Source organism: Bradyrhizobium sp. CCBAU 51765 (assembly GCF_015291725.1).
GTDB classification, from domain to species: Bacteria; Pseudomonadota; Alphaproteobacteria; order Rhizobiales; family Xanthobacteraceae; genus Bradyrhizobium; species Bradyrhizobium liaoningense.
In genome coordinates this window covers 1,844,894-1,868,199 of record NZ_CP030038.1, presented here as the reverse complement: position 1 = coordinate 1,868,199, position 23,306 = coordinate 1,844,894, and the positions used below count along the sequence as shown (strand labels likewise).

Genomic DNA, 23,306 nt, shown 5'->3' with positions numbered 1-23,306 from the left:
CTTGAGTCGGGGACATGACGGTTGCGATCGAGATGGGGCAGACCACGGCAGGCGCCGCGGCCGCCATGGACCTCGAGGAACTGCTGGCGACCCGCCTCCTGGTGCAGGGCAATTCGGGCTCCGGCAAATCGCACCTGCTGCGGCGGCTCCTGGAGCAGAGCGCGCCGTGGGTGCAGCAGGCCATCATCGATCCCGAGGGCGACTTCGTGACGCTGGCCGAGCGCTTCGGCCATCTCGTGATCGAGGCCGAGGACCATACCGAGCGCGGCCTTCAGGTCGCGGGCGAGCGTGCCCGGCTGCATCGCGTCTCCACCGTGCTCAATCTCGAAGGGCTCGACGCCGAGAACCAGATGCGGCGCGCCGCAGCCTTCCTCGGCGGCCTGTTCGACGTCGACCGCGACCATTGGTATCCGATGTTGGTGGTGGTCGACGAGGCGCAGCTGTTCGCGCCGGCCGTTGCCGGCGAAGTCTCCGACGAGGCGCGAAAACTGTCGCTCGGCGCCATGACCAATCTGATGTGCCGCGGCCGCAAGCGCGGGCTCGCCGGCATCATCGCGACCCAGCGGCTGGCGAAGCTCGCCAAGAACGTCGCGGCGGAAGCCTCCAACTTTCTGATGGGACGGACCTTCCTCGACATCGACATGGCGCGCGCCGCCGATCTGCTCGGCATGGAGCGGCGGCAGGCTGAAGCCTTTCGCGATCTCGAGCGCGGACAGTTCATGGCGCTGGGACCTGCGCTGTCGCGCCGTCCGCTGCGCCTGAACATCGGCCCGACCGACACAAGTCCGCGAAATTCGACGCCGCGGCTGATGCCGCTGCCGGAGGCGATGCTGGAAGATGCGCGCGCGGTGATCCTGGCAGCACCACTGCCCGATGCCAGCCGGCCGCAGCGCCGGCCTGCGCCGGATCTGCTGGAGCAGCTTCGCGCAGCGAAGGCGGCCGCCGCGCCGGAGATCCGGCCCGAGGTGGCCGAGGTGCCGGTGAGCGCAGAGGAACTCGCCGAGCGGCGCGAACGCGTCGCCCGCACCTTGCGCGCCGTGCTGGCGGAGCCCGATGCCGGCTTCCGCGCCATCGGCGTGCTCTATCAGGAGTTCGTGGTCCGCTGCCGCATCGAGGGCCTCGGCGCGGCGGTGCCGGACCTCAACGAATTCCGCCGCATGCTGACGCATGCGCGCGCCGGGCTCGGCACGGATCTCACTGAAGACGACGCCTGGCAGGACGTCGCGCTGCGCGCCTCGATCCTGCCCGACGACATGCAGGGCGTGTTCATGATGATCGCGCGCGCGGCCAAGGAAGGCTGGCCTTGTCCCGGCGATGCTGCGATCGCCCGCGCCTACGGCTCGCATTCGCTACGCCGCGCGCAGCGGCTGCTCGGCTACATGGAGGAGCAGGGCCTGATCGTCTGCCAGCTCGACGGCGGCGGACGCCGGATCGTGACCCTGGTGGAGCTCGCTTGGGCGACGGCGCCGGGTGATCCCAACGCCGATGACTTGCCGGTGGAACAGGTCCAGAGCGCGGCTTCGCTCTGAATCGGTAGAATCAGGGACGTCTCACCACGACGGCCTCGGTCGCGTCGAAGCCTTCTACCGCGTCCGCGGAACGTCGCCCGTCATCCGAGAACATGCGGCGATAGAGCACGATCGAGGCGAGCCATGCGATCGCGAACAGCGCGATCACGGCGAAGCCGACATTCGCCAGCGACTCGTTCAGGCCGTCGACCAGCGTCCACATGCCGCCGGAGAGGCCGAGCCGATCGCTGATCAGGCCGAGCGCTTCGATGCCGCCGATGAACAGGGCCACCGCGACCGAGGCGCCGGTGATCGTCAGATTGTACCAGAGCTTGCGCAGGGGATCGACGAAGGCCCAGCGATAGGCGCTGACCATCAGCGCCGAATCGGCGGTGTCGACCAGCGCCATGCCGGCGGCGAACAGCGCCGGGAAGACCAGGACATCGGCGAGCGAGGCGCCGCGGGCAGCTTCGCTGGCGGAGATGCTGAGCAGGCCGATCTCGGTGGCGGTGTCGAAGCCGAGACCGAACAGGAACCCGAGCGGATACATGTGCCACGGCTTCGTCACCAGGCGGAACAGCGGCCCGAGCAGCCGCGCCAGCACGCCGCGACGGGCGAGAAGCGCATCAAGGCCTGCGGCATCGTGAACGCCCTGCTCTCGCGCCATGCGAAACGTCCGCCACAGGCCGGCGAAGATGGCGAGATTGATGGCTGCGATCACCAGCAGGAACAGCGCCGACACCGACGTACCGATCAGACCGCCGATCTCCTTGAGCAGGCTGTCACCGCCAAGACTCACGACGCCGAGCGCCAGCAGCATGGTCGCGACCACGACCACGGTGGAATGGCCGAGCGCGAAATAGAGACCGACGCTGCGCGGCGCGCCGCCCGCCTGCATCAGCTTGCGCACGACATTGTCGATGGCGGCGATGTGATCGGCATCGACGGCGTGGCGGAGGCCGAAGACCCAGGCCAGCAGCGCCGTTGCCATCACCGTCGGCCGGTCGCCGAACAGCGAGAAGGCCCAGGCCCATGCGGCGACGTTGGCGGCGATGAGTCCGCCGAGCAGCACCACCGTTCCGGGCTCGGCCGCCCGCACCAATTTCGTCACCAAGTTCATTCCGTACCGCCACACACCCTGTCGCGCCAACGGTATGATTTTTTCATAGATTGGTCACACTGGCTAGTCCCGGAGAGGGTTCGTCATGCCCGCTCAGCCGCCCGAGGGCGCGTCAGGCACTCGAACAGCTACGCTGCCTCGGAGCCGCCGAGATAGGCATCGCGCACCCGCGGATCATCCTTCAGCGCCCGCGCCGGGCCTGACAGCACGATTCTGCCGGTCTGCAGCACATAGGCTTCATGTGCGATCTCGAGCGCGAGGCTGGCGTTCTGCTCGACCATGAACACCGAGACGCCCACCTGGTTGATGCTGCGGATCAGGTCCAGCACGCGGTCGACGTAGAGCGGCGACAGGCCCATGGTCGGCTCGTCCATCACGATCATGCGCGGCCGGCTCATCAGCGCGCGCGCCATCGCCACCATCTGCTGCTCGCCGCCGGACAGGGAGCCGGCGCGCTGCGACAGCCGCTGGCCGAGCTTCGGGAACAGCGTCAGCATCCGGTCGAGATCCAGCGCCACCGCCTCACGGTCGTTGCGCACGAAGGCGCCCATCAGGATGTTCTCGCGCACGCTCATGTCCGCGAACAGCCGCCGCGCCTCCGGCACCGAGGCGATGCCGCGGCGGACGATCTGCGGCGTGGAGAGGCCGATCAGCGAGGCGCCGTCGAACGTCACCTCGCCCGAGCGCGGTTTGACCAGACCGAGAATGATCTTCATCGTCGTCGACTTGCCGCTGGCATTGCCGCCGAGCAGGCATACGATGTGGCCGCGCGCAACTGTGATCGACAGGTCGAAATGCACCTGGGCCTGGCCATAGAAGGTGTTGACGTTGAAGAGGGCCAGCAGCGGGTCGGGCGAAGGATTCGTCATGCCGCACTCTCCTGCTCCGTCGTCCCTGATAGCCCGTGGCCCAGATAGGCCTCGATCACCTTGGGATCACCACGCACCTCTTCGCCCGGCCCTTCCGCGATCTTCTTGCCCTCGTCCATGACGACGACGCGGTCGGACAGGCGCATCACCATCTCCAGCTTGTGCTCGATCAGGAGGATGGTCAGCCCTTCCGCCTTCAGCTCGGCGACGAGGCCCTGCATCTCCGCGGTCTCGGTCGGGTTCATGCCGGCGGTGGGCTCGTCGAGCAGCAAGAGGCGCGGCCTCAAGGCGAGCGCACGCGCGATCTCGACACGGCGGCGGTTGGCGTAGGACAGGCTATAGGCGGGCTGGTCGATCCGCGGCAGCAGCCGCTCGCCGAAGCGGGCGAGAATGACCTTTACCTCCTCGCGCAACCGTTCTTCTTCCGCCCTGACGCTGGCGGGTCGCAACAGCGCAAGGCCCAACTCCAGCAGCGGGCCGATCACCGGCACCGTCGGCTTCACCGCACGCAGTCGCGTGTGAGCGCCGATCAGAACGTTGTCCATGACGCTGAGATTGCCGAACACGCGCCCGAGCTGGAAGGTGCGGGCGATGCCTTCGGCCGCGAGCCGTTCCGGCGAGAGACCGGTGATGTCCTGGCCTTCGAAGCGGACAGTGCCATCGTCGGGCCGGTCGAGCCCGGTCACGAGATTGAACAGTGTCGTCTTGCCGGCGCCGTTCGGGCCGATGATGCTGACGAGTTCGCCCTTGGCGAGGTCGAGATCGATGGCGTCGACCGCGGTGAGGCCGCCGAAACGGCGCGTCAGGCCGCGCAGGGACAGCATCGAGTGAAGCTGCTCCACCATCAGATCGTCCCCAACAGGCCCTGCGGCCTGAACCGCACGAGCAGCAGCAGCACGATGCCATAGATCAGGATGCGGTACTCCGCCGCGATACGGAAGAGTTCGGGCAAGCCGACCAATGCGACAGATCCGACGATCGCGCCGACCACGTTGCCGAGGCCGCCGAGGATGACGACCGTCAGCGCCAGGATGGATTGCTGCGTGTTGAAGGTCTCGTGGTTGATGTAGGAATACAGATGCGCGGCGATGCCGCCGCTGACGCCGGCGGCGAAACCGCCGAAGATGAAGGCCAGCGACTTGTAGCGGTTCAGGCTGAGGCCATAGGCACGTGCGGCGATGTCATCGTCGCGGATGGCGCGAAAGCTGCGGCCGAGATGCGAACCGAGCAGCCGTCCTTGCACCAGGGCCAGCACGAGCATCACCGCGAAGCTGAACCAGTAGACCGAGAGCGGGCTGATCAGGTCATGACCGAACAGCGACAACGGCGGGATGCCTGAAATGCCGATCGGACCACGGGTGACGCTCTCCCAATTCAGGATCACCAGCGAGACGATTTCGCCGATGGCGAGTGTCGCAATCGACACATAGTGCCCGCGCAGGCGGAACGACGGCGAGATCAACAGTGTGCCGAGCGCAGCACTCATCAGGCCGCCGCCGATGACGGCAAGGCCGACCGGAACGGCTAGCGTCAGTGACAGCAGCGCGGAGGTGTAGGCGCCGATCGCGAGCAGCGCGGCGTGACCGAGCGAGACCTGGCCGATCGTGCCCGCGACCAGCGTCAGGCTGAGCGCGAGCATGCCGAGCAGCCAGGCGTTGATCAGGGTCTGGAGCACGTAGGAGGACACCGGGAAGAACGGCAGCACCGCGAAAGCAGCTGCCGCGACCAACAGGGCCCAGCGCGGAATGCGGACCGGACGGCTCGGCGCGATGAAGGTGCCGGTGAGCGGCTCGGGCGGGGCCTGCCGCGCGCTGGCGAACAGGCCGTTCGGGCGCAGCACGAGCACCACGACCAGCAGCAGGAACGCGAACAGATTGCGATAGCTGGTGCCGAACACGGCGACACCGTAGCTCTCCACCAGTCCGAGCAGCAGGCTGCCGATCACCGCGCCCGGCACGTTGCCGGCGCCGCCGACCACTTCCGCCACGACGCCCTTGAGCGTCGCCTGCAGGCTCATCGCGGTGTCGATCTGGTTGTAGTACATGCCGACCAGCATGCCGGAGACGCCGCCGAGCGCGGCCGCGATGCCGAACACCGCCTGATTGACGCGGTTGACGTCGACGCCCATCTGCATGGCGGCGTCGCGATCCTGCGCGGTGGCACGCACCGCCCAGCCGAGCTTGGTGTAGCGCAGGAACACGAACAGCAGCAGCGCGCTGGTGAGCCCGACGCCGGCGATCAGGAGATCGAGCGGTCCGATGGTGCCGCCGCCGAGCTGAAAGCGGACGTCAGGCAGCTGGCTCGGCAGCGCGCGCGGATTGGGCGAGAAGGTCAGCATCACCAATTGATCGAGCACGAAGCTGATGCCGATGGTCGCGAGCAGCGGCGCGATGCGCACCGAGTTCTGAAGCGGACGCAGGCCGAACCGCTCGATGATCAAGCCCACCACCGCGGTGGCCGCCGCCACCACGATGATGGTCAGCGGCAGCGGTGTATGCAGCCGCACCACCGCGACCCAGCCGATATAGGCCCCGACCAGATAGATCGATCCTTGCGCGAAGTTGATCAGCCGGCTGACACCGAAGATCAGCGCGAGCCCGACCGCAACGAGGGCGTAGACATTGCCGACGATCAGCCCGTTGATCGTGTAGTCGAGCCAGGATGACAAGCGATGATCCCCGCGAAAAGAGAAGCACGGCCGGAGCGCCCGCTCCAGCCATCACGTCAGGTCGGTTTGCCATCCCAGAGTGCGAACTGGCCCTTGCGCACGACGAGCTCGGCGTTCATGGCGCCCTTGACGCGGCGGCTCTCGACGTCGAACGTCGCCTGGCCGTAGATGACGCTGGAGACATCCTTCACCTTGGCGAAGGCGTCGCGGATGGCCCGGCGGTCGGTGCCGCCGATCTTCACCACGGCAGCGGCCATGTTCATCGCGTCATAGGAATAAGCGTTGAAGGCGTCGGGCTCCTGTCCGTTGTACTTGACCTTGAAGCCCGCGATGAACTTCTTCACCTCGGGCCGCGGATCCTCGGGGAAATAACGCGTGCCGAGATGCACGTGCTCGACCGCTTCACCGCCGAGCTCCAGGAATTTCGGCGAGTACACCGAGCTTGCCGCGCAGATCGTCTGCTTCAGGCCGACCTGGCGGGCCTGGCGGGCGATCAGCGCGCCGTCGGAATAATAGGAGATCAGGATCAGCCCGTCCGGACTGGCGTCGCGCACACGCACCAGCGTCGAGCGGAAATCGCGCTCCTCCGCAATGTAGCCCTCGGTCACCGCGATCTCGGCACCGTACTCCTTCGCCGCCTTGACGAAATGGTCGCGGCTGGTGCGGCCCCAGTCGGTGTTGAGGTGCAGCACCGCGAGCTTCTTCAGGCCGAGGCGCCTGACGGCATAGGACGCCAGCAGCGGCTGCTCGTCGGCCTGGCTGACGGACGTGCTCCACATGAAGTCGCCGCCCTTGGTGAAATCGGGGTGCGAGTTGGTGAAGCCGAACTGCACGAGGCCGCCGCGCTGATAGATCGGCGAGGCCGCCATCGAGGCGGGACTGGAGAAATCGCCGAGTTCCATGACGATGCGGGGATCGGAGACGAATTTCTGGGCGATCGCCACCGACTGGCGCGGATCGCTCTGGCTGTCTTCGAACTGGTAGGCGAGCTTTCGCCCGTTGATGCCGCCGGCGGCGTGAATCTCGTCGAGCGCGAGATCAAAGCCCTGCTTCCACTGGGCGCCATATTGCGCGTTCGGCCCGGTCAAGGGACCGCTGACGCCGAGCAGGATCGGTTCGGCGGATTGCGCAAGGGCGGCGCGCGAAAACGCCGCCCCCGCCATCATGGCGGCGAGTGAGCCCCTGACCAGGGTACGGCGATCGATGTTGCTCATGCACGGCTCCATCCATTCAACGTTGGAAACAGTAGCAATTCTCGTGCCGGTGAGATTGCCTATTTCGAGGGCTCGCCGAGCGACAGCATCAGCCGGTTCGCCCAGTTGAAGAACGAGGCGCCGTTGATGACGTCGACGATCTCGGCATCGTCGAGGCCCGCACGGCGCAGCTCCTCGATATTGTCGGGACCGAACGCGATCGGCGTCGCGGCCAATGCCACGGACGCCTTGACCACGGCATTCCAGCGTTCGCCGAGATCGGCCTTGATACCTTCGTCGAGCAGGCGCTGCACGTCGTCGCGGCGCTTGGAATAGGTGCTCGCGAACCGCGCATGCACGGAGGCGCAGTAGATGCAGCCGTTGTAACGCGAGGTTGCAGCCGCCGCGAGCTCGCGCTCGGCGCGCGGCAGGCCATCGGCCACATTGTAGAAGATGTCCTTGTCGGTCCTGGTGCGGGCTTCCAGCACCTCGGGATCGCGCACCAGGAGCCGGAAATATTCCGACTTGGCGCGGGCGCGGTCGACCAGACCGGCGAAGTGCCGTTCGGTCAGCTCGGTCTCGGGCAGCGGATCGATCCACGAGACCCAGCCGAGCTCGTCCTGAGTGAAGACAACCGGCGGGTTGATAGGGTTTGCAGCGCTCATGATGGCCTCCTTACGCGCCGGCCGCGGTGCGCCCGAGCGAGGCTCCGAGCACGCGCAGGCCGGTGACGACGCGCACCTGGAACGACAGGAACGCGACGAGTTGGGAAAAGGTCACGATGCCGGTGGCCGACCAGCCGGCGGCCAGCAAAGCCTTCATGTCGGCGGACGACGCGTCACGTGGGCGAAACACCAGGAGATGCGCGTGCTCAAGCGCCGCGACCAGCTTCGCGCCGAGGACGGGCCTGCGCTCCGCGCTGACCCGATAGATCAGCCCGGCCTTGTCCTCGATCGACAACGGACCGGCCGGATAGGCGCCGTACGGCCCGGACGTCCTGCCGCGCGCGATCTCGCCCTTGATCGCTTCGAGCAGGGGCGCCCCATCCGCGCTCGTGGCAAGCTTCTCGCGATAGAAGGCGACGACGGGGGACTCGCCATGAAGCCCGGTCACGAAGGCCGCGACTGCCGCGCGCTCGGAAAGCGAGACCTCGCTCGAATCGACCGGATCGAACAGGGCGAGATAGCTCTTCTGCGCGTTCTCGCGCGCCTGCGGACGACGCGCGCGGATGGCGTCGAGAGCCGATCCCGGCTCGATCCCGGCAAGCGTGTCGATGATGTCCAGTGTACCCATCAGTCAGCCTCGTGCAGCGCGAACATGTTTCATTCCGGTTAGCCCGCCAGCGCCACTTCGGGCGCCGTCCGGGTCCAGCCCAGCGCCGGCGCGACCTTGTCGGCGACGAGCTCTATCGATCGCAGCACATAAGGATGCGGCGCATCGACCGAGTGCACCTGGAAGACGAGATCGGTCACCCGCTCGAGCGTGGCATCGCTGCGGAGCGAGGCGATCACCTCGTCGGCGGCGCCGACATGGGTGTCGAACGCGGTGATCATCTCCTCCAGCGTCCCGCCCGGCATGGCGTGGCCTCCCTTGAGGAACTGCGGCAGCGCGCGCCGCAACCCGATGTCTGCGAGGCGCATCGCCTCGCGATGGTCGTCGGCGACGAAGACGCTGCGCGAGGCCATGATGCGGGGCTCGCATCCCGGCGGCAGCGCTGCGAGATAGGCATCGATGATCGGGTTCTGGATCTCGGCGAGCGTGGCTTTCGGCACCTCCTTGGCCCGCGGCTGGGTGCGCGACAGCAACAGGCCATCACCGGCCTTGCCGGCCCGGGCGCCGCCCGCGACCGAGAATGTCGCCTGCCAGATGCGCTTGTCCAGTTGTGGCCGCAGCGGATAGAGCGTGTCGCCGCCGTCGAGTGGCTTGCCGACCAAGGCCGTGCGAACGATTTCGAGATTGCGCGCAAAGATCTCGTTGCGCTGCGCGCTGTCGAGGCCGAAAGCGACAAAGGCCGAGGGATTGCCGCCGGTGCCGACGCCGAGCTCGAAGCGGCCGTTGCAGAGCAGATCGAGCACCGCGGCGTTCTCCGCAACCCTGACCGCATTCTCAAGCGGCAGCGTGACGATGCCGGTGCCGAGGCGGATGCGCGAGGTCTGCGCGGCGACGTAGCCGAGGAACGTGAAGGGCGATGGCAGGCCACCCTCGCGCTCGTGGAAATGATGCTGCGCGATCCATGCGGAATCGAGCCCGGCCTTCTCGGCGTGCACGATCTGCTCGGCCGCGAAGCGATAGCGGTCCGCCGCCGGCGCGTCGTCGAGCAGCCGCGTGAAAAATCCAAGTCTCTTCGGCTTTGCCGACCGTGTCATGCCGATCATCGTTCGCTCACGAGCCTCCGGAGTCCAGTCTTCTGCCGTGACATCACTCAGCCTTGCCCCCGGTCTCCGTTTCCGCAAAGACGCGCCGTGCCACACGGACTGCGTCCAGCGTCGCCGGCCAGCCGCAATAGGGCCCGGTGTGGATCAGGATTTCCCGGATTTCCTCCCGCGTAAAGCCGTTGCGTATCGCTCCGCGCAGGTGGATCGCGAGCTCGTAGGGCCGGTTGAGCGCCGTCAACATCGCAAGATTCATCATCAGACGCGCCTTGATGTCGATGCCCGGACGCTTCCACACCGTGCCCCATCCGGCCTCGGTCATGACCTCCTGCATGGCCATCGCGAAATCGTCGTTCTGCGCTTCCGACCAGGCACGGTCGACATAGTCGTCGCCGAGCACCTTGCGTTTCAGCGCCATGCCCTCGTCAAAATGAGCCGATGTCATCTCGTCCATCTCCTTGCGACACTCTGCGTTGCGCAAACTCGCATCGTCGTCCCGGACTGCCTATGCATTGCCGACCGCCACATATGCGGAAGGCGCCACCCAGCGCTGCCCCGGGATCGAGCCGAGCAGCAATTGCGTATAGGAATGCTCGGGCCCGGCGAACACGGATGCCGTCGGCCCCTGCTCGACGATCCGCCCGTTCTGCATCACCGCGACGAAGTCGCAGATTTGCGCGGTGACGCGCAGATCATGGGTGATGAACACCAACGAAATGCCGAGCCGCTGACGCAGTTCGGCGAGCAGATCCAGCACCTGGGCTTGCACGATGACATCGAGCGCGGAGACAGGCTCGTCGGCGACAAGCACTTTTGGTTCGAGCGCCAGCGCACGTGCAAGGCCGATACGCTGGCGCTGGCCGCCTGAGAACTCATGCGGATAGCGCTCCAGCGCGGCCGGATCGAGACCGACCATGGTGAACAGCTCGGCCGCCCGCGCGTAAGCGGTGCCGCGTGAAACACCGAGCTCAAGCAGGCCCTGGGCCACCAGATCGCGCGCCCGACGCCGCGGATTGAGCGAGGCGAAGGGATCCTGGAAGACCATCTGCATGGCCTTCGAACGCTTACGCAATTCGCGCGGCTTGAGCGCGCCGTAATCGATGCCGTCCAGCCAGATCTTGCCGGCGTCGGGTTCGAGCAGGCGGACGATGCAGCGTGCCAGCGTCGACTTGCCCGATCCGCTTTCGCCGACAATGCCAATCGTGGCGCCGCGCGGCAATTCCAGACTCACCTCGTTGACGGCCAGCGTGTGCCGCTTGCCGAAGCCGAACAGGCCCGGCGAGGCGTAGGCCTTCGAGACCTTGTCGAGCACCAGCACCTTGTCCTGAGCCTGCGGACGCGGCGGCGGCGCGATCAGCTTCGGGACCGCGGCGATCAGCCGGCGGGTATAGGGATGCTTCGGCGCACCAAGCACCTGCTGCGCCGTGCCCTGCTCGACGATGCGACCCGACTGCATCACCGCGACCCGATCGGCGATGTCGGCGACGACGCCGAAATCGTGGGTGATGAAGAGCACGCCCGTGCCGGTCCTGGCCTGAAGCTCGCGGATCAGGGCGAGGATCTGCGCCTGCGTGGTGACGTCGAGCGCGGTGGTCGGCTCGTCGGCGATGAGCAGGCGCGGCTTGAGCGCCAGCGCCATCGCGATCATCGCGCGCTGACGCTGCCCGCCGGAGATCTGGTGGGGGTAGGACCGCATGACGCGCTCGGGATCGCGGATGTGAACGCTCTCGAGCAGCGCAAGGACGCGAGCGCCGATCTGCTCGCGGCCGAGATCGGTGTGAAGCTCAAACACTTCGGCGATCTGCCGTCCGATCCGCTTGATCGGATTGAGCGTCGTCATCGGGTCCTGGAAGATCATGCCGATGCGCGCGCCGCGGATCCGGCGCATTGCGTTTTCCGGCAGGGAGGCGAGATCCTGCCCTTCGAACAGGACGCGGCCGCGCGCAATGGAAGTCGAAGGCGGCAGCAGGCGCATCACGGCGCTTGCCGTCATCGACTTGCCGGAGCCGCTCTCGCCGACGACGCAGACGACCTCGCCGGGCTTCACGTTGAGCGACACGCACTCGGCGGCGAACGCGCGATCGGCCCCGGGCGGAAGGCTCACCGCGAGGTCGTCGAGCTGGAGCAGCGTCGCATCGCGCTCCGCACTGACTGGCAAGCCCATCGCACTCACGCCCCAAACCCCGCGAACGTCATTGGCCTTTGATGATCTCCAGCCGGCCCGGGTCCGATGATGTCCATAGCTTCCGCCCTGCACAAGGCGGCATCGTGCAAGGCTGCTACGTCGTTATTCGGCCCTTCGCAAGCCGGAGGCCGGAACACGCGCCGTGCGGCTGAGATCGGAAAATCCATTCCCTGCATGGCGCTGCGCATGGAAGCAATCAACCTCCGACACGGGCGCGCGGCGGCGGCGCTTGAATCGGCTCCGGGCGCGCCGGATCCGACGACACGTCTGGCACGGCAAGCATGGCTTCGAGCTGGCGTTGATAGGGCGCGCAAGACAGTTTGCGTTTCGCAAGCCAGGTATCCTCGAACAGCGTGCTGCGATACCGCTCGCCGGAATCGCACAGGATCGTAACGAGCGCGCCGCGCTCGCCGGCCGCGGCCATCTCCTGCATGATCAGCAGTGATGCCCAGAGGTTGGTGCCAGTCGATCCGCCGCAGGACCTTCCGATGAACCGGGACATCACGCGCGCCGCGGCGATGCTCGCCGCATCCGGCACCGCGATGGTGCGCTCGATCAGGTCCGCGACAAAGGATGCTTCGACCTGCGGACGGCCGATGCCCTCGATCACCGAACGGCCCCGCCACGTCCGCACGTTCCGGTCGGCCATATGTCGATGGTAGACCGATTCCACGGGATCCGCGAGGCAGAGCCGCGTGGTGAGACCGCGATAGCGGATGTAGCGGCCGATCGTCGCGGCCGTGCCGCCGGTGCCGGCGCCGCACACAACCCAGGCCGGAACACGGTGCTCTTCCTCGGACATCTGATGGAAGATCGACTGGGCGATGTTGTCGACCCGCCAGTCGACCGCGCGCTCGGCAAAGGTGAACTGGTCGAGATAGCAGCCGCCGGTCTCATCGGCGATGCGGATGGCAGCGGCGTAGATCTCGCCGGGCTCGTCAACGAGATGGACCTCTCCGCCGTTCCCGACGATCTCGGCCTGCTTCTCCGCCGTCGTCGTCCTCGGCATCACCGCCACGAAGCGCAGGCCGAGGAGGCGCGCGAAATAGGCTTCGGACACGGCCGTCGAGCCGCTGGAGGCCTCGACCACCGTCGAGTTCGGGCCGATGCGCCCGTTGCAGAGCGCATAGAGGAACAGCGAACGCGCGAGGCGATGCTTGAGGCTGCCGGTCAGATGCGTCGTCTCGTCCTTCAGATACAACGTCAGCCCGGGCATGCTGGGCAGCTCGACCTTGAGCAGATGCGTCTCGGCGCAGCGCGTTCGTTCCATCTCGATGCGGCGTATCGAGGCATTGACCCATTCACGACAAGGCGGCGTCATCGGCGAAACTCTTCCAGCGATGTCGCGAGCGTAGCGAAGCCGGGCCGCAGTTTGCTTGCTTCCTGCCGCCTTTGACAGCAGCGTGACGAATTTTTTTGCTCGCAAACGCGGATATCCAGCAATAGCATTGTCGTGGAATAGAGCTCGGCAACACGAAACTTCCACTCTCTTCGCTGCATTCGGAGACCGCATGCTCGACGAACTCGATCGCAAGATACTGGCGACGCTCCAGGTGGACAGCAGCCTGTCCGTGCAGGAGGTCGGAGACCGGGTCGGACTGAGCTCGACGCCATGTTGGCGCCGCATCCAGAAGCTGGAAAGTACGGGCTACATCCGCCGCCGCGTTGCTTTGCTCGACGCCGACAAGCTCAATCTCGGTGTCAGCGTCTTCATCGCGGTCAGGACCAACCAGCACAACGCCGAATGGGCGGCGCGCTTCAAGAAGACCGTGATCAGCTTTCCGGAAGTGGTCGACTTCTTCAGGCTCAGCGGCGACGTCGACTATCTGATCCGCGCAGTCGTGCCGGACATTGCCGCTTATGACGACCTCTATCAGCGGTTGATCGCGAAAATCGATCTGCACGATGTCTCGTCGATGTTCGCGATGGAACAGATCAAGTCCACGACCGAACTGCCGCTGATGTATGCCTCGACCGGCCGCGGCCGCGAGGGCTCGTCGCGGCACTCGGCGGCGATGTGAGTTCGCCGCTTCAGCGCGCGACGGCGGCTGGCTTGTAGCCTTCGTTCGGATCCGACACGTCGTAGGCGGCGAACTGTTCGTAGAAGACGTCCGCGTCGGCCTGGAACAGATCGCGCGAGATCGCCTGCACCAGCGCCGAGACGCCCCAGGGCATGCCGTTGATGCCGGTGCAGATCGGCCCCTCGCTCATGAGGCCGGCACCGTTGAGCAGATGCAGATTGCGCAAGACCCGGTCCGCCTCCGGGGTTCGTCCCACAGTCTGGATGCCCGGCGTCAGGTACGGATAGCTTGCGATGTGGGTGTCGACCCTGTCGGAGCCCGGCGTGAAGCGATCCCTCCAGAACAGCATGTCCGGAACGAGGGGCGCCAGATAGGGCACGTTGGCAAGGTCGACCTTGAAGCCGGTGCCGAGGATGGCGAAGTCGGCCTCGAAGGTACCGTTCGGCGTGGTGATCGCAAGTCCATCGCCGGCCGCCTGCATCGCGGTCCAGCCGTCCGAGAGCCTCAGGTCAAGATTGGCGTGGGCGCGGCAGCGCTCCAGCGTATCGGCAGGCGGCGGGGTCGGCAGCGCGAAATAGCGGCGCATGAACCGCAGCTTGCGCGCATCGTCGAGCATGCGGAAGTTGCGGAAGAAGCCGGCGAATTCAAGATAGCGCAGTGCGCTCACCTCCGGCAGGCGCGGCCGCCGCACCGAATGCCGGACTTCGCGCGCGCCGGCCTCCAGTGCAGTGGCGGTGTTGTCGAACGCCGAGGCGCCGGCGCCGAGCACGGCAACTCGCTTGCCCTTCAACGCCGCAAAATCGACCGGCTCGGAACTGTGCGCCCATAGATGCCGGGGCGCGCAGTGCGCGAAAGCCGGGATGTTGGGGCCGCCGGCACCATTGATGCCAGTAGCGACCACCACCTTGCGCGCCACCACGACGCGCGAGCCGCGCGGCGTCTCCAGCGTCACGCGCAAGGCCTCACCCGCATATTCGATCCGCTCGACGCTGGTGTTGTTCTCGACCGGCAACGCGAGATAGTCGCGAAGCCAGAGCAGATATTCCATCCACTCTTCCTTCGGGATGCGCACCAGTTCGTCCCACGCCCCGGCACCCTTGCGCGCTTCGTACCACGAACGGAATGCGGCCGCGGGCAAGCCGTTGTCCGGCCCGGTCAGTTCCTTGACGGTGCGCAGCGTCCGCATCCGCGCCCAGGTGACCCAGGGCCCCTCTTGGCCGGGATCGCAGCGGTCGACCAGCAGGACGTTGGTGATCTGCTCGCGCAGCAGCCCGAAAGCCGCCGCGATGCCCGCCTGCCCGGCGCCGACGACGAGAACGTCGACCATAGAGGTACCGTCCTCGGCCTGGTGCTTCAACGGCCAAGCGCGCGCCGGGTAGGAAAACAGCTTCATCTCGTGGCTGAGCCTGTCTTCCAGAGCCTTCAGGGAGCTGTTCATGTCGATGCCGTCTTTTCGGATGGAGTTTCGATCAACGGCGCCTGCGCCTTGGATCGAAGGTTTCATTGAGCGCCTCGCCGACGAGATTGATGGCGATGACAGTCACGAAGATCGCGATCCCCGGAAAGACCGAGAGATAAGGCGCACTGCGCAGCGCCGGCCGGCCGATGGCGACCATGCCGCCCCACGAGATCACGTTTGGATCGCCGAGCCCGAGAAATGACAGCCCCGCTTCCAGCAGCACGGCGGTGGCCACCATGATCGAGCTCGTGACGATCACCGGCGACAGGCAGTTCGGCAGGATCTCGGCGAAGATGATCTTAGCCGGCGGCACGCCGACGAGGCGGCAGGACAACACGAATTCGCGGTTGCGCAGCGACATGAACTCGGCACGCACCAGACGCGCGATTGGCGGCCATGACACTACCGCAATGGCGCCGATGATGGCGCCGATCGAGGGCTTGAGGATCACCACGAGCGCGATCACGAAGATGAAGTTCGGCGGGGTCTGGAAAATCTCGGTGATGCGCATCAGGAAATCGTCGACCCAGCCCTGCACATAGCCGGCGATGGCGCCGATCAGGATACCCACCGCGATCGCGGCGGCGGTCGCGGCGACCGCGACGATCAAGGACACGCGCGCGCCGTAGAGCAGGCCGGCGACCACGTCGCGCCCGAGCGTGTCGGTGCCCAGAGGCGTCGCCGTGCTCTGGAACGGCGGCGTATAGGGCGTGCCGACCGCGGGCCATGGTCCCTCGGGGAACAGTAGCGGCGCGAACAGCGCCGCTGCCAGAATCGCGAGCAGGATGGCGCAACCGACCAAGACCTGCGGCCGCCCCCACGGCGTCTGCCGGAATGCACGCAAGGTCATGCGGACACCTCGATGCGGGGATCGATCCAGGCCGAAAAGAGATCGGTGACGAGATTGGTGATCACCACCAGCAGCGACGAACAGAACAGGATGCCGAGCAGGAGGTTGACGTCGCGGGCGAAGATCGCATCGAACGTCAGCCGGCCGAGGCCGGGCCAGCCGAACACGGTCTCGACCACGACGGAGCCGCCAAGGATGCCGCCGGCGTTGACACCGAGCATGGTGATCATCGGCAGCAACGCGTTGCCGACGACATGGTTCGTGTAGGCCTGCCGCCGGCTCATGCCCTTGGCGTAGGCAGTACGAACGAAATCGAGCGAAGCTACGTTCAGCACGGAGGCGCGCATCAGGCGGATGAACACGGCCATGTAGAATACCGTGAGCGTCAGCACCGGCATCACGGCGTGGCGGGCGACGTCGAGGACGCCGGCGAGGCCGGAAACCGGCACGCCGATCGTGCGCATACCACTCGACGGCAGCCAGCCGAGCTTGACCGTAAACAGTAGAATGAGAAGCAGACCAAGCCAGAACAGCGGCGTGGCGTAGCCGATCAGCGCCAGGAGCGAGATGACGACGTCGGACAGCGAGTTGTGCCGGACAGCCGCGAGCGTGCCGAGGCCAATCCCGAGCAGAAACGCAGTCCCAAGCGAGGCAATCATCAGGATCGCGGTTGCCGCCAGCTTGTCGGCAATCAGGGTGGCGACCGGCATGTTGTCCTTGAAGGAGTAGCCGAGATCGAGACGCAGCAGGTTGAGGGCGTAGCGCTGGAACTGCACCCACAGCGGCTGGTCGAGACCGAACCGCTCGCGCAGCAGCGCGACGTAGCCGGCATCGCCGCCGCCGCCCTGCCCGGCCATCACCTCGGCGAGATCGCCTGGCGCGAGGTGAACCACCGCGAAATTCACGCAGACGATGCCCACGACGATGATGCAGGCCTGTGCGAGCCGACGGAGCAAAAATATGGCGTAGCGGGACAATGGCGTCTTGCGTCCTTGCTAGCGGGCGAGATAGGCCTCGGCGAAACTGCCGTGAGCGCCGAGCGGATCGACCTCGATATTCATGACCGTCTTGCTCTTGATCGTGATGTAACGCGCGTCGGCGATCGGAAACAACGGAAGGTCCGTCATGACGATCTTCTGGAAATCGCGGAACAGACCGGCGCGCTTGGTCGGATCGACCTCGGTCTGGGCGTCTTCCAGCGCCTTGTCGGCCTCCGCGCTGTTGTAGCCGCTGCCGTTGGAGAAGGCGACGCCGGGCACGATGTTCTTGGACCAGTAGAAGCGTTGGATCCCCACGGTCGGGTCGGTCAGCCCGAATGCGCCTGTCGAGGTGGTGTCGAAATCATAGTCCTTGTAGACGCGGCGGTAATAGGTCGGGAAGTCCTGGTTCCTGATGTCGACGGCGATGCCGAGCTGCGCCATCTGCTGCTTGAAATAGTCGCCCGTGCGCGAGAAGTGGTCACCAGCCGGCAGAGGATCATGGGTGATCTTGAAGCGCAGCCCGTCGCCCTGACGCTTCATGCCGGCCTCGTCGAGCAGCGCATTGGCCTTGGCGATGCTGAACTCATACTGAGGGACATCGGCCGTATAGAACTTTGCGTTCTCGTAGGAGATCGGCCCCGTGGCCGCCTTGGCGAAGTCGAAATAGATGCTCTTGCGAACGAAGTTGCGATCGATCGCGTGGTACATCGCCCGGCGCACGCGAACGTCCTGGAAATAGGGACGCCGCAAATTGAGCTCCATGAAGGCCTGGAACGCCAGCGCCTCGCTGCCTTGCACCGGGATTTCGAGCGTCGGCAGGCCCGCAAGCCGGTGCGCATCGGCCAGCGGCACCGGGATTGCGCCGGCAACGTCGAGCTCGCCCGCCTCCAGCGCGACCGCACGAGACGCCGCGTCCGGTATGATCACCATCACCACACCGTCGAGATAAGGCTTCGGCGCATCCCAATAGTCCGGATTTCGCTCGAAGATGATGTACTGACCGCGCTGCCACTCCTTGAACTTGAAGGGACCGGTGCCGATCGGCTTCAAATTCGCGGGATTGGTGAGGATATCCGTGCCCTCGTAGAGATGCCGCGGCAGGATCTGGGATTCCACGGAGGCGAGAGAGTTCATGACATAGGGAGAGGGGCGCTCGAACTTGAAGATCGCCGTCAGCGCGTCAGGCACCTCGACGTCGGCCAGATAGCGGTAGGTCGAGCGTCCGCGCGGATGCAGCTCCTTCCAGACTTTCAGCGCCGAGAACTGGACGTCGGACGCCGTGAACGGCTTGCCATCGTGCCACTTCACGCCGGGCCTGAGCTTGAACGTGATCGACTTGCCGTCGGCGGAGATATCCCAGGACAGTGCGAGCTGCGGTTTCGGATTGAGGTCGAAATCGTAGCGCGCGAGCCCGTCGAACAGCTTGCCGGAGATTTCGTAGATCTGTCCGGTCGAGTTGAAGGCGCCGGTCAGCATCACCGGCTCGGCGATCCACATCCTGAGCAGGCCGCCTTTCTTCGGGGTGGCGGCGTACGCGCGAGATACGACGGCGGGCATCGCGACGCCCGCAAGTCCGGCCGCAGCAAAACCGGCAACCACATTCCGTCTGGTGAACGACATCAGCAAAACCTTCTCGCGTTGAATTTCGTCATTCGGAGTAGACAAATCCGCCTGATGCCTGACGGGTCGGATAGGCATCGATGCGGCTGATGTTGACATGTGGCGGGGCCGACAAGGCGAACATGATCATGTCGGCCATGTCCGCCGGCTGCAGCGGCTCCTTACCGTCGAGAAACTTTTCCTTGGCGAGTTTGGCGTCGCCGCTCGACACCGCGAAGGCCTCCGTCGCCACCCGGCCCGGCACGATCTCGGTCCAGCGAATGCGCGACCCGTTGGTGTCGAGCCGCATCACGTCGAGGAATTGCGACACCGCCGCCTTGGTCGCGGAGTACATCGCCGAGCCGAGCATCGGATAATGGCCCGCCATCGAGCTGACGATGACGACGTGCCCTTTGTTGCGGCTCATCATGCCCGGCAGAACGCCGCGCGTCAGGTGCGCCACGGCACGGAAATTCAGGTCGATCAGCTGGTCGATCTTCTCGAAGGGGTAATCGTAAAGCCGGGCATTGTGCGAGGCGCCGGCATTGTTGACGAGGATATCGACATCGAGGTCACCGATCGCCTTGCGGCAGGATTCGGCGTCGGTGATATCGAGCGCATGCGCGATGCAGCCCGTGCGTTCGCTCAGTTCCTTCAGCCGCTCGATGCGCCGGGCGATGGCGTGCACCTCAAGTCCGGCGGCGGCGAGCCTTTCGACTGTCGCGGCCCCGATGCCGCTCGATGCTCCCGTCACCACAGCCGTTCGATACGATCCCTGACCCGGCACAAATCTCTCCCAAATGGCCTGTTCCGGAATGAAATGATCGCATCATGGCATTGGAATTTTTTTGCCTTTTTGACCGGAGAGCGAATGAACTGACCGAAGTTTCATCTCAGTGGGACGGATTTCGCGCCGTTTGCCCCCTACCAGCTCGGCAGCACGGCGCCCTTGAACTTGGTCAGCACGAACTCCTTGACCTCCGGGGTGTGATAGCTGTCCACGAGGATCTTGACCCAGGGCTTGTCCTTGTCGGCGGTGCGGACGGCGATCAGGTTGACGTAGGGGCCCTTCGGATCCTCGCGCAGGATCGGATCCTTGACCGGATCGAGGCCGGCCTGGGTTGCGTAATTGGTGTTGATCGCGGCGGCGTCGACGTCGTCGAGCGCGCGCGGCGCCTGCGCCGCGTCCACCTCGATGAACTTCAGCTTCCTGGGATTCTCGGTGATGTCGAGCACCGTCGGCTTGAAGCCGACACCGTCCTTCAGCTTGATCACGCCCTTGTCGCGCAGCAGCAGCAGCACGCGGCCGCCATTGGTCGGGTCGTTCGGGATCGAGACCTTGCCGCCCTCGGGGAGGTCGGCGAAGGCCTTATGCTTCTTCGAATAGACGCCGATCGGGAAATTCACGGTCAGGCCGACGGCCTCGATCTTGTAGCCGCGGTCGGCTTTCTGATTGTCCAGGTAAGGCTGATTCTGAAACGAATTGGCCTGGATGTCGCCGGAATCGAGCGCCGCGTTTGGCACCACATAGTCGGAGAACTCGAGGATCTGAATATCGAGTCCCCGCTTGGCGGCGATCGGCTTCACGGCCTCGAGGATCTGCGCATGCGGCCCCGGCGTCACGCCGATCTTGATGGTCTCGGCCCCGGCTGCGGAGGACCATGCGGCGAGCACGGCCGAGAGGATCAGAGGCAGGCGAAACGACATTTTGGTCTCCGTAGGTCTGCGACAAACATGGAACCGTATTCGCTTCTCCGCCGCGCGAAATCAATGAAATGGAAAACCATATTGGCAGGCCCCCGGCGGGCGCGCGTTCTCCATTCGACATCAAACTGAAAAGAAATCATGCCGAGCGTCTTTGATCTGTGGCGATTTCCCGGCTGCGGCAATGATTCTTTCGCCAGCGCAACACTCCGAAACTTGATGAATCTGCGCCTGCCGGGTTAGCGTTCCGGTGCGGCCTTAGAACTTCCCCAAGTTCACCTAGATCGCACCGGATCGCCGCCTGGGTCTCCCAGGCAGGCGATCCGGGTCCGCGCCTCGACCGGGGGCGCTCTCCACATCGTCATTTCGTCGCATCCCCGCCTTGCCGGCATTGCCGCCCCGGCCATCATGAAACATGATGGGTTGCCGGAAACGGTTTGTGCAGGTGGAGGTCGTCCGATGAACGAGAATGAGATCCGCGGTTTGATCGCCGAGGTGAAGCAAGGCAGGCTGTCGCGACGCTCGTTCATCCAGAAGGTCGCCGCGATCGGGATCGTAGCGCCGGTCGCAAGCCAGATCCTGGTGTGGCACGACGTGGCGATGGCAGACGCCACGCTTGCCTACAAGCCGACCAAGGCCGGCGGCGGCGGCACGCTCAAGATCCTGCTCTGGCAGGCGCCCACCCTGCTCAATCCGCATTTCGCGATCGGCACCAAGGACCAGATCGCCACGCGCATCTTCTTCGAGCCGCTCGCCGGCTGGGACAAGGACGGCAATCTCATTCCCTGCCTGGCCGCCGAAGTGCCGACCAAGGCGAACGGCGGCCTTGCCGCGGACGGCATGAGCGTGATCTGGAAGCTGAAGCGGGGCGTCAACTGGCACGACGGCAAGCCCTTCACCGCCGACGACGTCGTCTTCACCTGGCAGTACGCCGCGGACCTCGCGACCGCGGCTTACACCACGGGCTCCTACAAGGACATCAAGGTCGAGAAGATCGACGACTACGCCGTCAAGGTGCTTTTCAAGGCGCCGACGCCGTTCTGGGCCGACCCGTTCGTCGGCGGCTCGGTCGGCCAGATCCTGCCAAAGCATCATTTCGGCGACTATGTCGGTGCCAAGTCGCGCGAGGCTCCGGGCAATCTCAAGCCGGTCGGCACCGGTCCGTACAAATTCGTCGAGTTCAAGCCGGGCGACATGATCCGCGCCGAGCGCAATCCCGACTATCACGTCAAGAACCAGCCGCATTTCGATACGCTCGAGGTCAAGGGCGGCGGCGACGCGGTGTCTGCGGCGCGCGCGGTGCTGCAAACCGGCGAATACGACTTTGCCTGGAACATGCAGGTGGAGGAGGAGGTCCTCAAGCGCATGGAGGCGGGCGGCAAAGGCAAGCTCGACATCACGCCTTCCGGCAATGTCGAGTTCATCATCCTCAACACGACGGACCCCTGGACCGAGGTCGACGGCGAGCGTTCGAGCGTCAAGACCAAGCACCCGACGCTGTCCGATCCCGCCGTTCGTCGGGCGATCAATCTCCTGATCGACCGCGATTCGATTCAGAAATTCATCTACGGGCGCGGCGCCCTCGCAACCGCGAGCTTCGTCAACGCACCCAGGCAGTTCAAGTCGCCGAAGCTGAAATACGAGTTCGACATCGACAAGGCCAACAAGATCCTCGACGAGGCCGGCTGGACCAGGGGCGCGGACGGCATCCGCGAGAAGGACGGCAAGAAGCTCAAATACGTGTTCCAGACCTCGACCAACGCCCCGCGCCAGAAGACGCAGGCCATCATCAAACAGGCCTGCCAGAAGGCCGGCATCGAGATCGAGATCAAGGCGGTCACCGCCTCGGTGTTCTTCTCCTCCGACGTCGGCAACCCCGACACCTACTCGAAATTCTATGCCGACATGGAGATGTACAACACGACGCAGCCGCAGCCCGATCCGGAGCGCCTGCTGAACCAGTGCGTCTCCTGGGAGATCGCCACCAAGGACAACAAATGGCTCGGCCGCAACAACTCGCGCTATTCCGATCCCGAAGCCGACAAGGCCTACAAGGCCGCGCAGAGCGAGCTCGACCCGGTCAAGCGCGCCGCGCTGCTGATGAAGGTCGACGAGATCTTCTGCGGGGCCAATGTGTTCCTGCCGCTGCTTTCCCGCCACATCGTCAACGCGAGCGTCAACAGCCTCATGACCGACATCTCGGGCTGGGACACCATCACGTGGAACCTGGCGGCGTGGTATCGGAGCTGAGGGGGAGTTCGTCGAAATCTCTCGGGTCCCGGACAAGCTCCAGCGCAGATAGCGCATCGAGAACGCGCGTGAATGCGCTTGTCGCGATGCAGCGCCGGGATCCGGAAGGCGACATGGGCCGAATCCCTTCCATTGTGTGCTCCAGATCACAGCAAAAGCACGCGCCTTCCCCTACAAAGACCAGGCATGGCCGCAAACAAGGTAACGGCGGTACGCACGAGCTGCGGAGACGATCGACAGCTACGGACTTTCGAAAGCCGCCAGGGCGAGGAACCCGGCGGCTTTTTCCAGGACAAAGTCTACGCGCAAGACTGACCGATTCGCTTTGGCTTACCCCAACTTCGGAAGTACCACCTCATTTTCGCCGTGCTCGCGACGGTCAGTACGAAGCCGTACTGAACTCCGAGTTCAGATCCCATCCCAAGGGATGGTTTCGCATCGGATGAACCGCCACCCCGGTCTGATCGCAGACGCGGCAAGTCTCTTCCGCGCAACGCCGTTCGACAACACGTCAGTCGACCGATTCTG

At 65.3% G+C, this 23,306-nt stretch carries 20 protein-coding genes; 3 read left to right on the top strand and 17 right to left on the bottom strand.

The features are described 5' to 3' along the window. The first annotated feature begins 14 nt into the window (after positions 1 to 14). Complete coding sequence (locus XH96_RS08755; RefSeq protein WP_194392151.1) at positions 15 to 1,529, top strand: ATP-binding protein; 1,515 nt, start codon at positions 15 to 17, stop codon at positions 1,527 to 1,529. Positions 1,530 to 1,539: 10 nt separating this feature from the next. On the opposite strand, the gene XH96_RS08750 is transcribed toward XH96_RS08755, so the two are convergent. The 11 genes from XH96_RS08750 to XH96_RS08700 all read right to left on the bottom strand — a co-directional run bounded on the left by XH96_RS08750 (position 1,540) and on the right by XH96_RS08700 (position 13,236). Further along, positions 1,540 to 2,628: a HoxN/HupN/NixA family nickel/cobalt transporter gene (locus XH96_RS08750; protein ID WP_194392150.1), complete on the bottom strand. Its 1,089-nt coding sequence runs from the start codon at positions 2,626 to 2,628 to the stop codon at positions 1,540 to 1,542. 128 nt (positions 2,629 to 2,756) lie between these two features. Next, complete coding sequence (locus XH96_RS08745; protein ID WP_194392149.1) at positions 2,757 to 3,497, bottom strand: ABC transporter ATP-binding protein; 741 nt, start codon at positions 3,495 to 3,497, stop codon at positions 2,757 to 2,759. Beyond that, positions 3,494 to 4,342, bottom strand: coding sequence for an ABC transporter ATP-binding protein (locus XH96_RS08740; protein WP_194392148.1), 849 nt, complete (start codon positions 4,340 to 4,342; stop codon positions 3,494 to 3,496). Before XH96_RS08740 ends, XH96_RS08745 begins: the two co-directional genes overlap by 4 nt. Further along, positions 4,342 to 6,165 (bottom strand): ABC transporter permease, encoded by a 1,824-nt coding sequence (locus XH96_RS08735; RefSeq protein WP_194392147.1) that lies wholly within the window; start codon positions 6,163 to 6,165, stop codon positions 4,342 to 4,344. Before XH96_RS08735 ends, XH96_RS08740 begins: the two co-directional genes overlap by 1 nt. Before the next feature lie 56 nt (positions 6,166 to 6,221). Next, positions 6,222 to 7,379 (bottom strand): ABC transporter substrate-binding protein, encoded by a 1,158-nt coding sequence (locus XH96_RS08730; protein WP_194392146.1) that lies wholly within the window; start codon positions 7,377 to 7,379, stop codon positions 6,222 to 6,224. A 59-nt stretch (positions 7,380 to 7,438) separates the two neighbouring features. Continuing rightward, entirely contained in the window at positions 7,439 to 8,023 is a 585-nt protein-coding gene (locus XH96_RS08725; protein ID WP_194392145.1) for an alkylhydroperoxidase domain protein, read from the bottom strand. Between the two features lie 10 nt (positions 8,024 to 8,033). Next, positions 8,034 to 8,651, bottom strand: a complete 618-nt coding sequence (locus tag XH96_RS08720) for a CMD domain protein (protein WP_194392144.1) — start codon at positions 8,649 to 8,651, stop codon at positions 8,034 to 8,036. A gap of 38 nt (positions 8,652 to 8,689) precedes the next feature. Beyond that, positions 8,690 to 9,724, bottom strand: a complete 1,035-nt coding sequence (locus XH96_RS08715; RefSeq protein ID WP_194392143.1) for a putative FMN-dependent luciferase-like monooxygenase — start codon at positions 9,722 to 9,724, stop codon at positions 8,690 to 8,692. Positions 9,725 to 9,776: 52 nt separating this feature from the next. Continuing rightward, entirely contained in the window at positions 9,777 to 10,175 is a 399-nt protein-coding gene (locus XH96_RS08710; protein WP_194392142.1) for a carboxymuconolactone decarboxylase family protein, read from the bottom strand. Between the two features lie 60 nt (positions 10,176 to 10,235). Next, complete coding sequence (locus XH96_RS08705) at positions 10,236 to 11,894, bottom strand: ABC transporter ATP-binding protein (protein WP_194392141.1); 1,659 nt, start codon at positions 11,892 to 11,894, stop codon at positions 10,236 to 10,238. Between the two features lie 217 nt (positions 11,895 to 12,111). Beyond that, a complete protein-coding gene (locus XH96_RS08700; protein ID WP_194392140.1) occupies positions 12,112 to 13,236 on the bottom strand; it encodes a PLP-dependent cysteine synthase family protein in 1,125 nt (374 codons plus the stop codon). A 190-nt stretch (positions 13,237 to 13,426) separates the two neighbouring features. Here XH96_RS08700 and XH96_RS08695 point away from each other — a divergent pair, with 190 nt between their 5' ends. Further along, complete coding sequence (locus XH96_RS08695) at positions 13,427 to 13,936, top strand: Lrp/AsnC family transcriptional regulator (RefSeq protein ID WP_061026987.1); 510 nt, start codon at positions 13,427 to 13,429, stop codon at positions 13,934 to 13,936. A gap of 10 nt (positions 13,937 to 13,946) precedes the next feature. Here the strand turns inward: XH96_RS08695 and XH96_RS08690 are convergent, their stop codons facing one another. From XH96_RS08690 to XH96_RS08665, 6 genes are all read right to left on the bottom strand, one after another. Continuing rightward, entirely contained in the window at positions 13,947 to 15,374 is a 1,428-nt protein-coding gene (locus tag XH96_RS08690) for an NAD(P)-binding domain-containing protein (RefSeq protein WP_194392139.1), read from the bottom strand. A 31-nt stretch (positions 15,375 to 15,405) separates the two neighbouring features. Continuing rightward, positions 15,406 to 16,239: an ABC transporter permease gene (locus XH96_RS08685; protein WP_371740160.1), complete on the bottom strand. Its 834-nt coding sequence runs from the start codon at positions 16,237 to 16,239 to the stop codon at positions 15,406 to 15,408. A 2-nt stretch (positions 16,240 to 16,241) separates the two neighbouring features. Further along, a complete protein-coding gene (locus XH96_RS08680) occupies positions 16,242 to 17,222 on the bottom strand; it encodes an ABC transporter permease (protein ID WP_210337864.1) in 981 nt (326 codons plus the stop codon). An 18-nt stretch (positions 17,223 to 17,240) separates the two neighbouring features. Then, complete coding sequence (locus tag XH96_RS08675; protein WP_194392137.1) at positions 17,241 to 18,845, bottom strand: ABC transporter substrate-binding protein; 1,605 nt, start codon at positions 18,843 to 18,845, stop codon at positions 17,241 to 17,243. Positions 18,846 to 18,873: 28 nt separating this feature from the next. Then, positions 18,874 to 19,578, bottom strand: coding sequence for an SDR family oxidoreductase (locus tag XH96_RS08670; RefSeq protein WP_246790010.1), 705 nt, complete (start codon positions 19,576 to 19,578; stop codon positions 18,874 to 18,876). A gap of 170 nt (positions 19,579 to 19,748) precedes the next feature. Continuing rightward, positions 19,749 to 20,531 (bottom strand): MetQ/NlpA family ABC transporter substrate-binding protein, encoded by a 783-nt coding sequence (locus XH96_RS08665; protein ID WP_194392135.1) that lies wholly within the window; start codon positions 20,529 to 20,531, stop codon positions 19,749 to 19,751. Positions 20,532 to 20,987: 456 nt separating this feature from the next. Between XH96_RS08665 and XH96_RS08660 the strand changes: the two genes are divergently transcribed. After that, positions 20,988 to 22,778: a peptide ABC transporter substrate-binding protein gene (locus XH96_RS08660; protein WP_194392134.1), complete on the top strand. Its 1,791-nt coding sequence runs from the start codon at positions 20,988 to 20,990 to the stop codon at positions 22,776 to 22,778. The last annotated feature ends 528 nt before the right edge of the window (positions 22,779 to 23,306 follow it).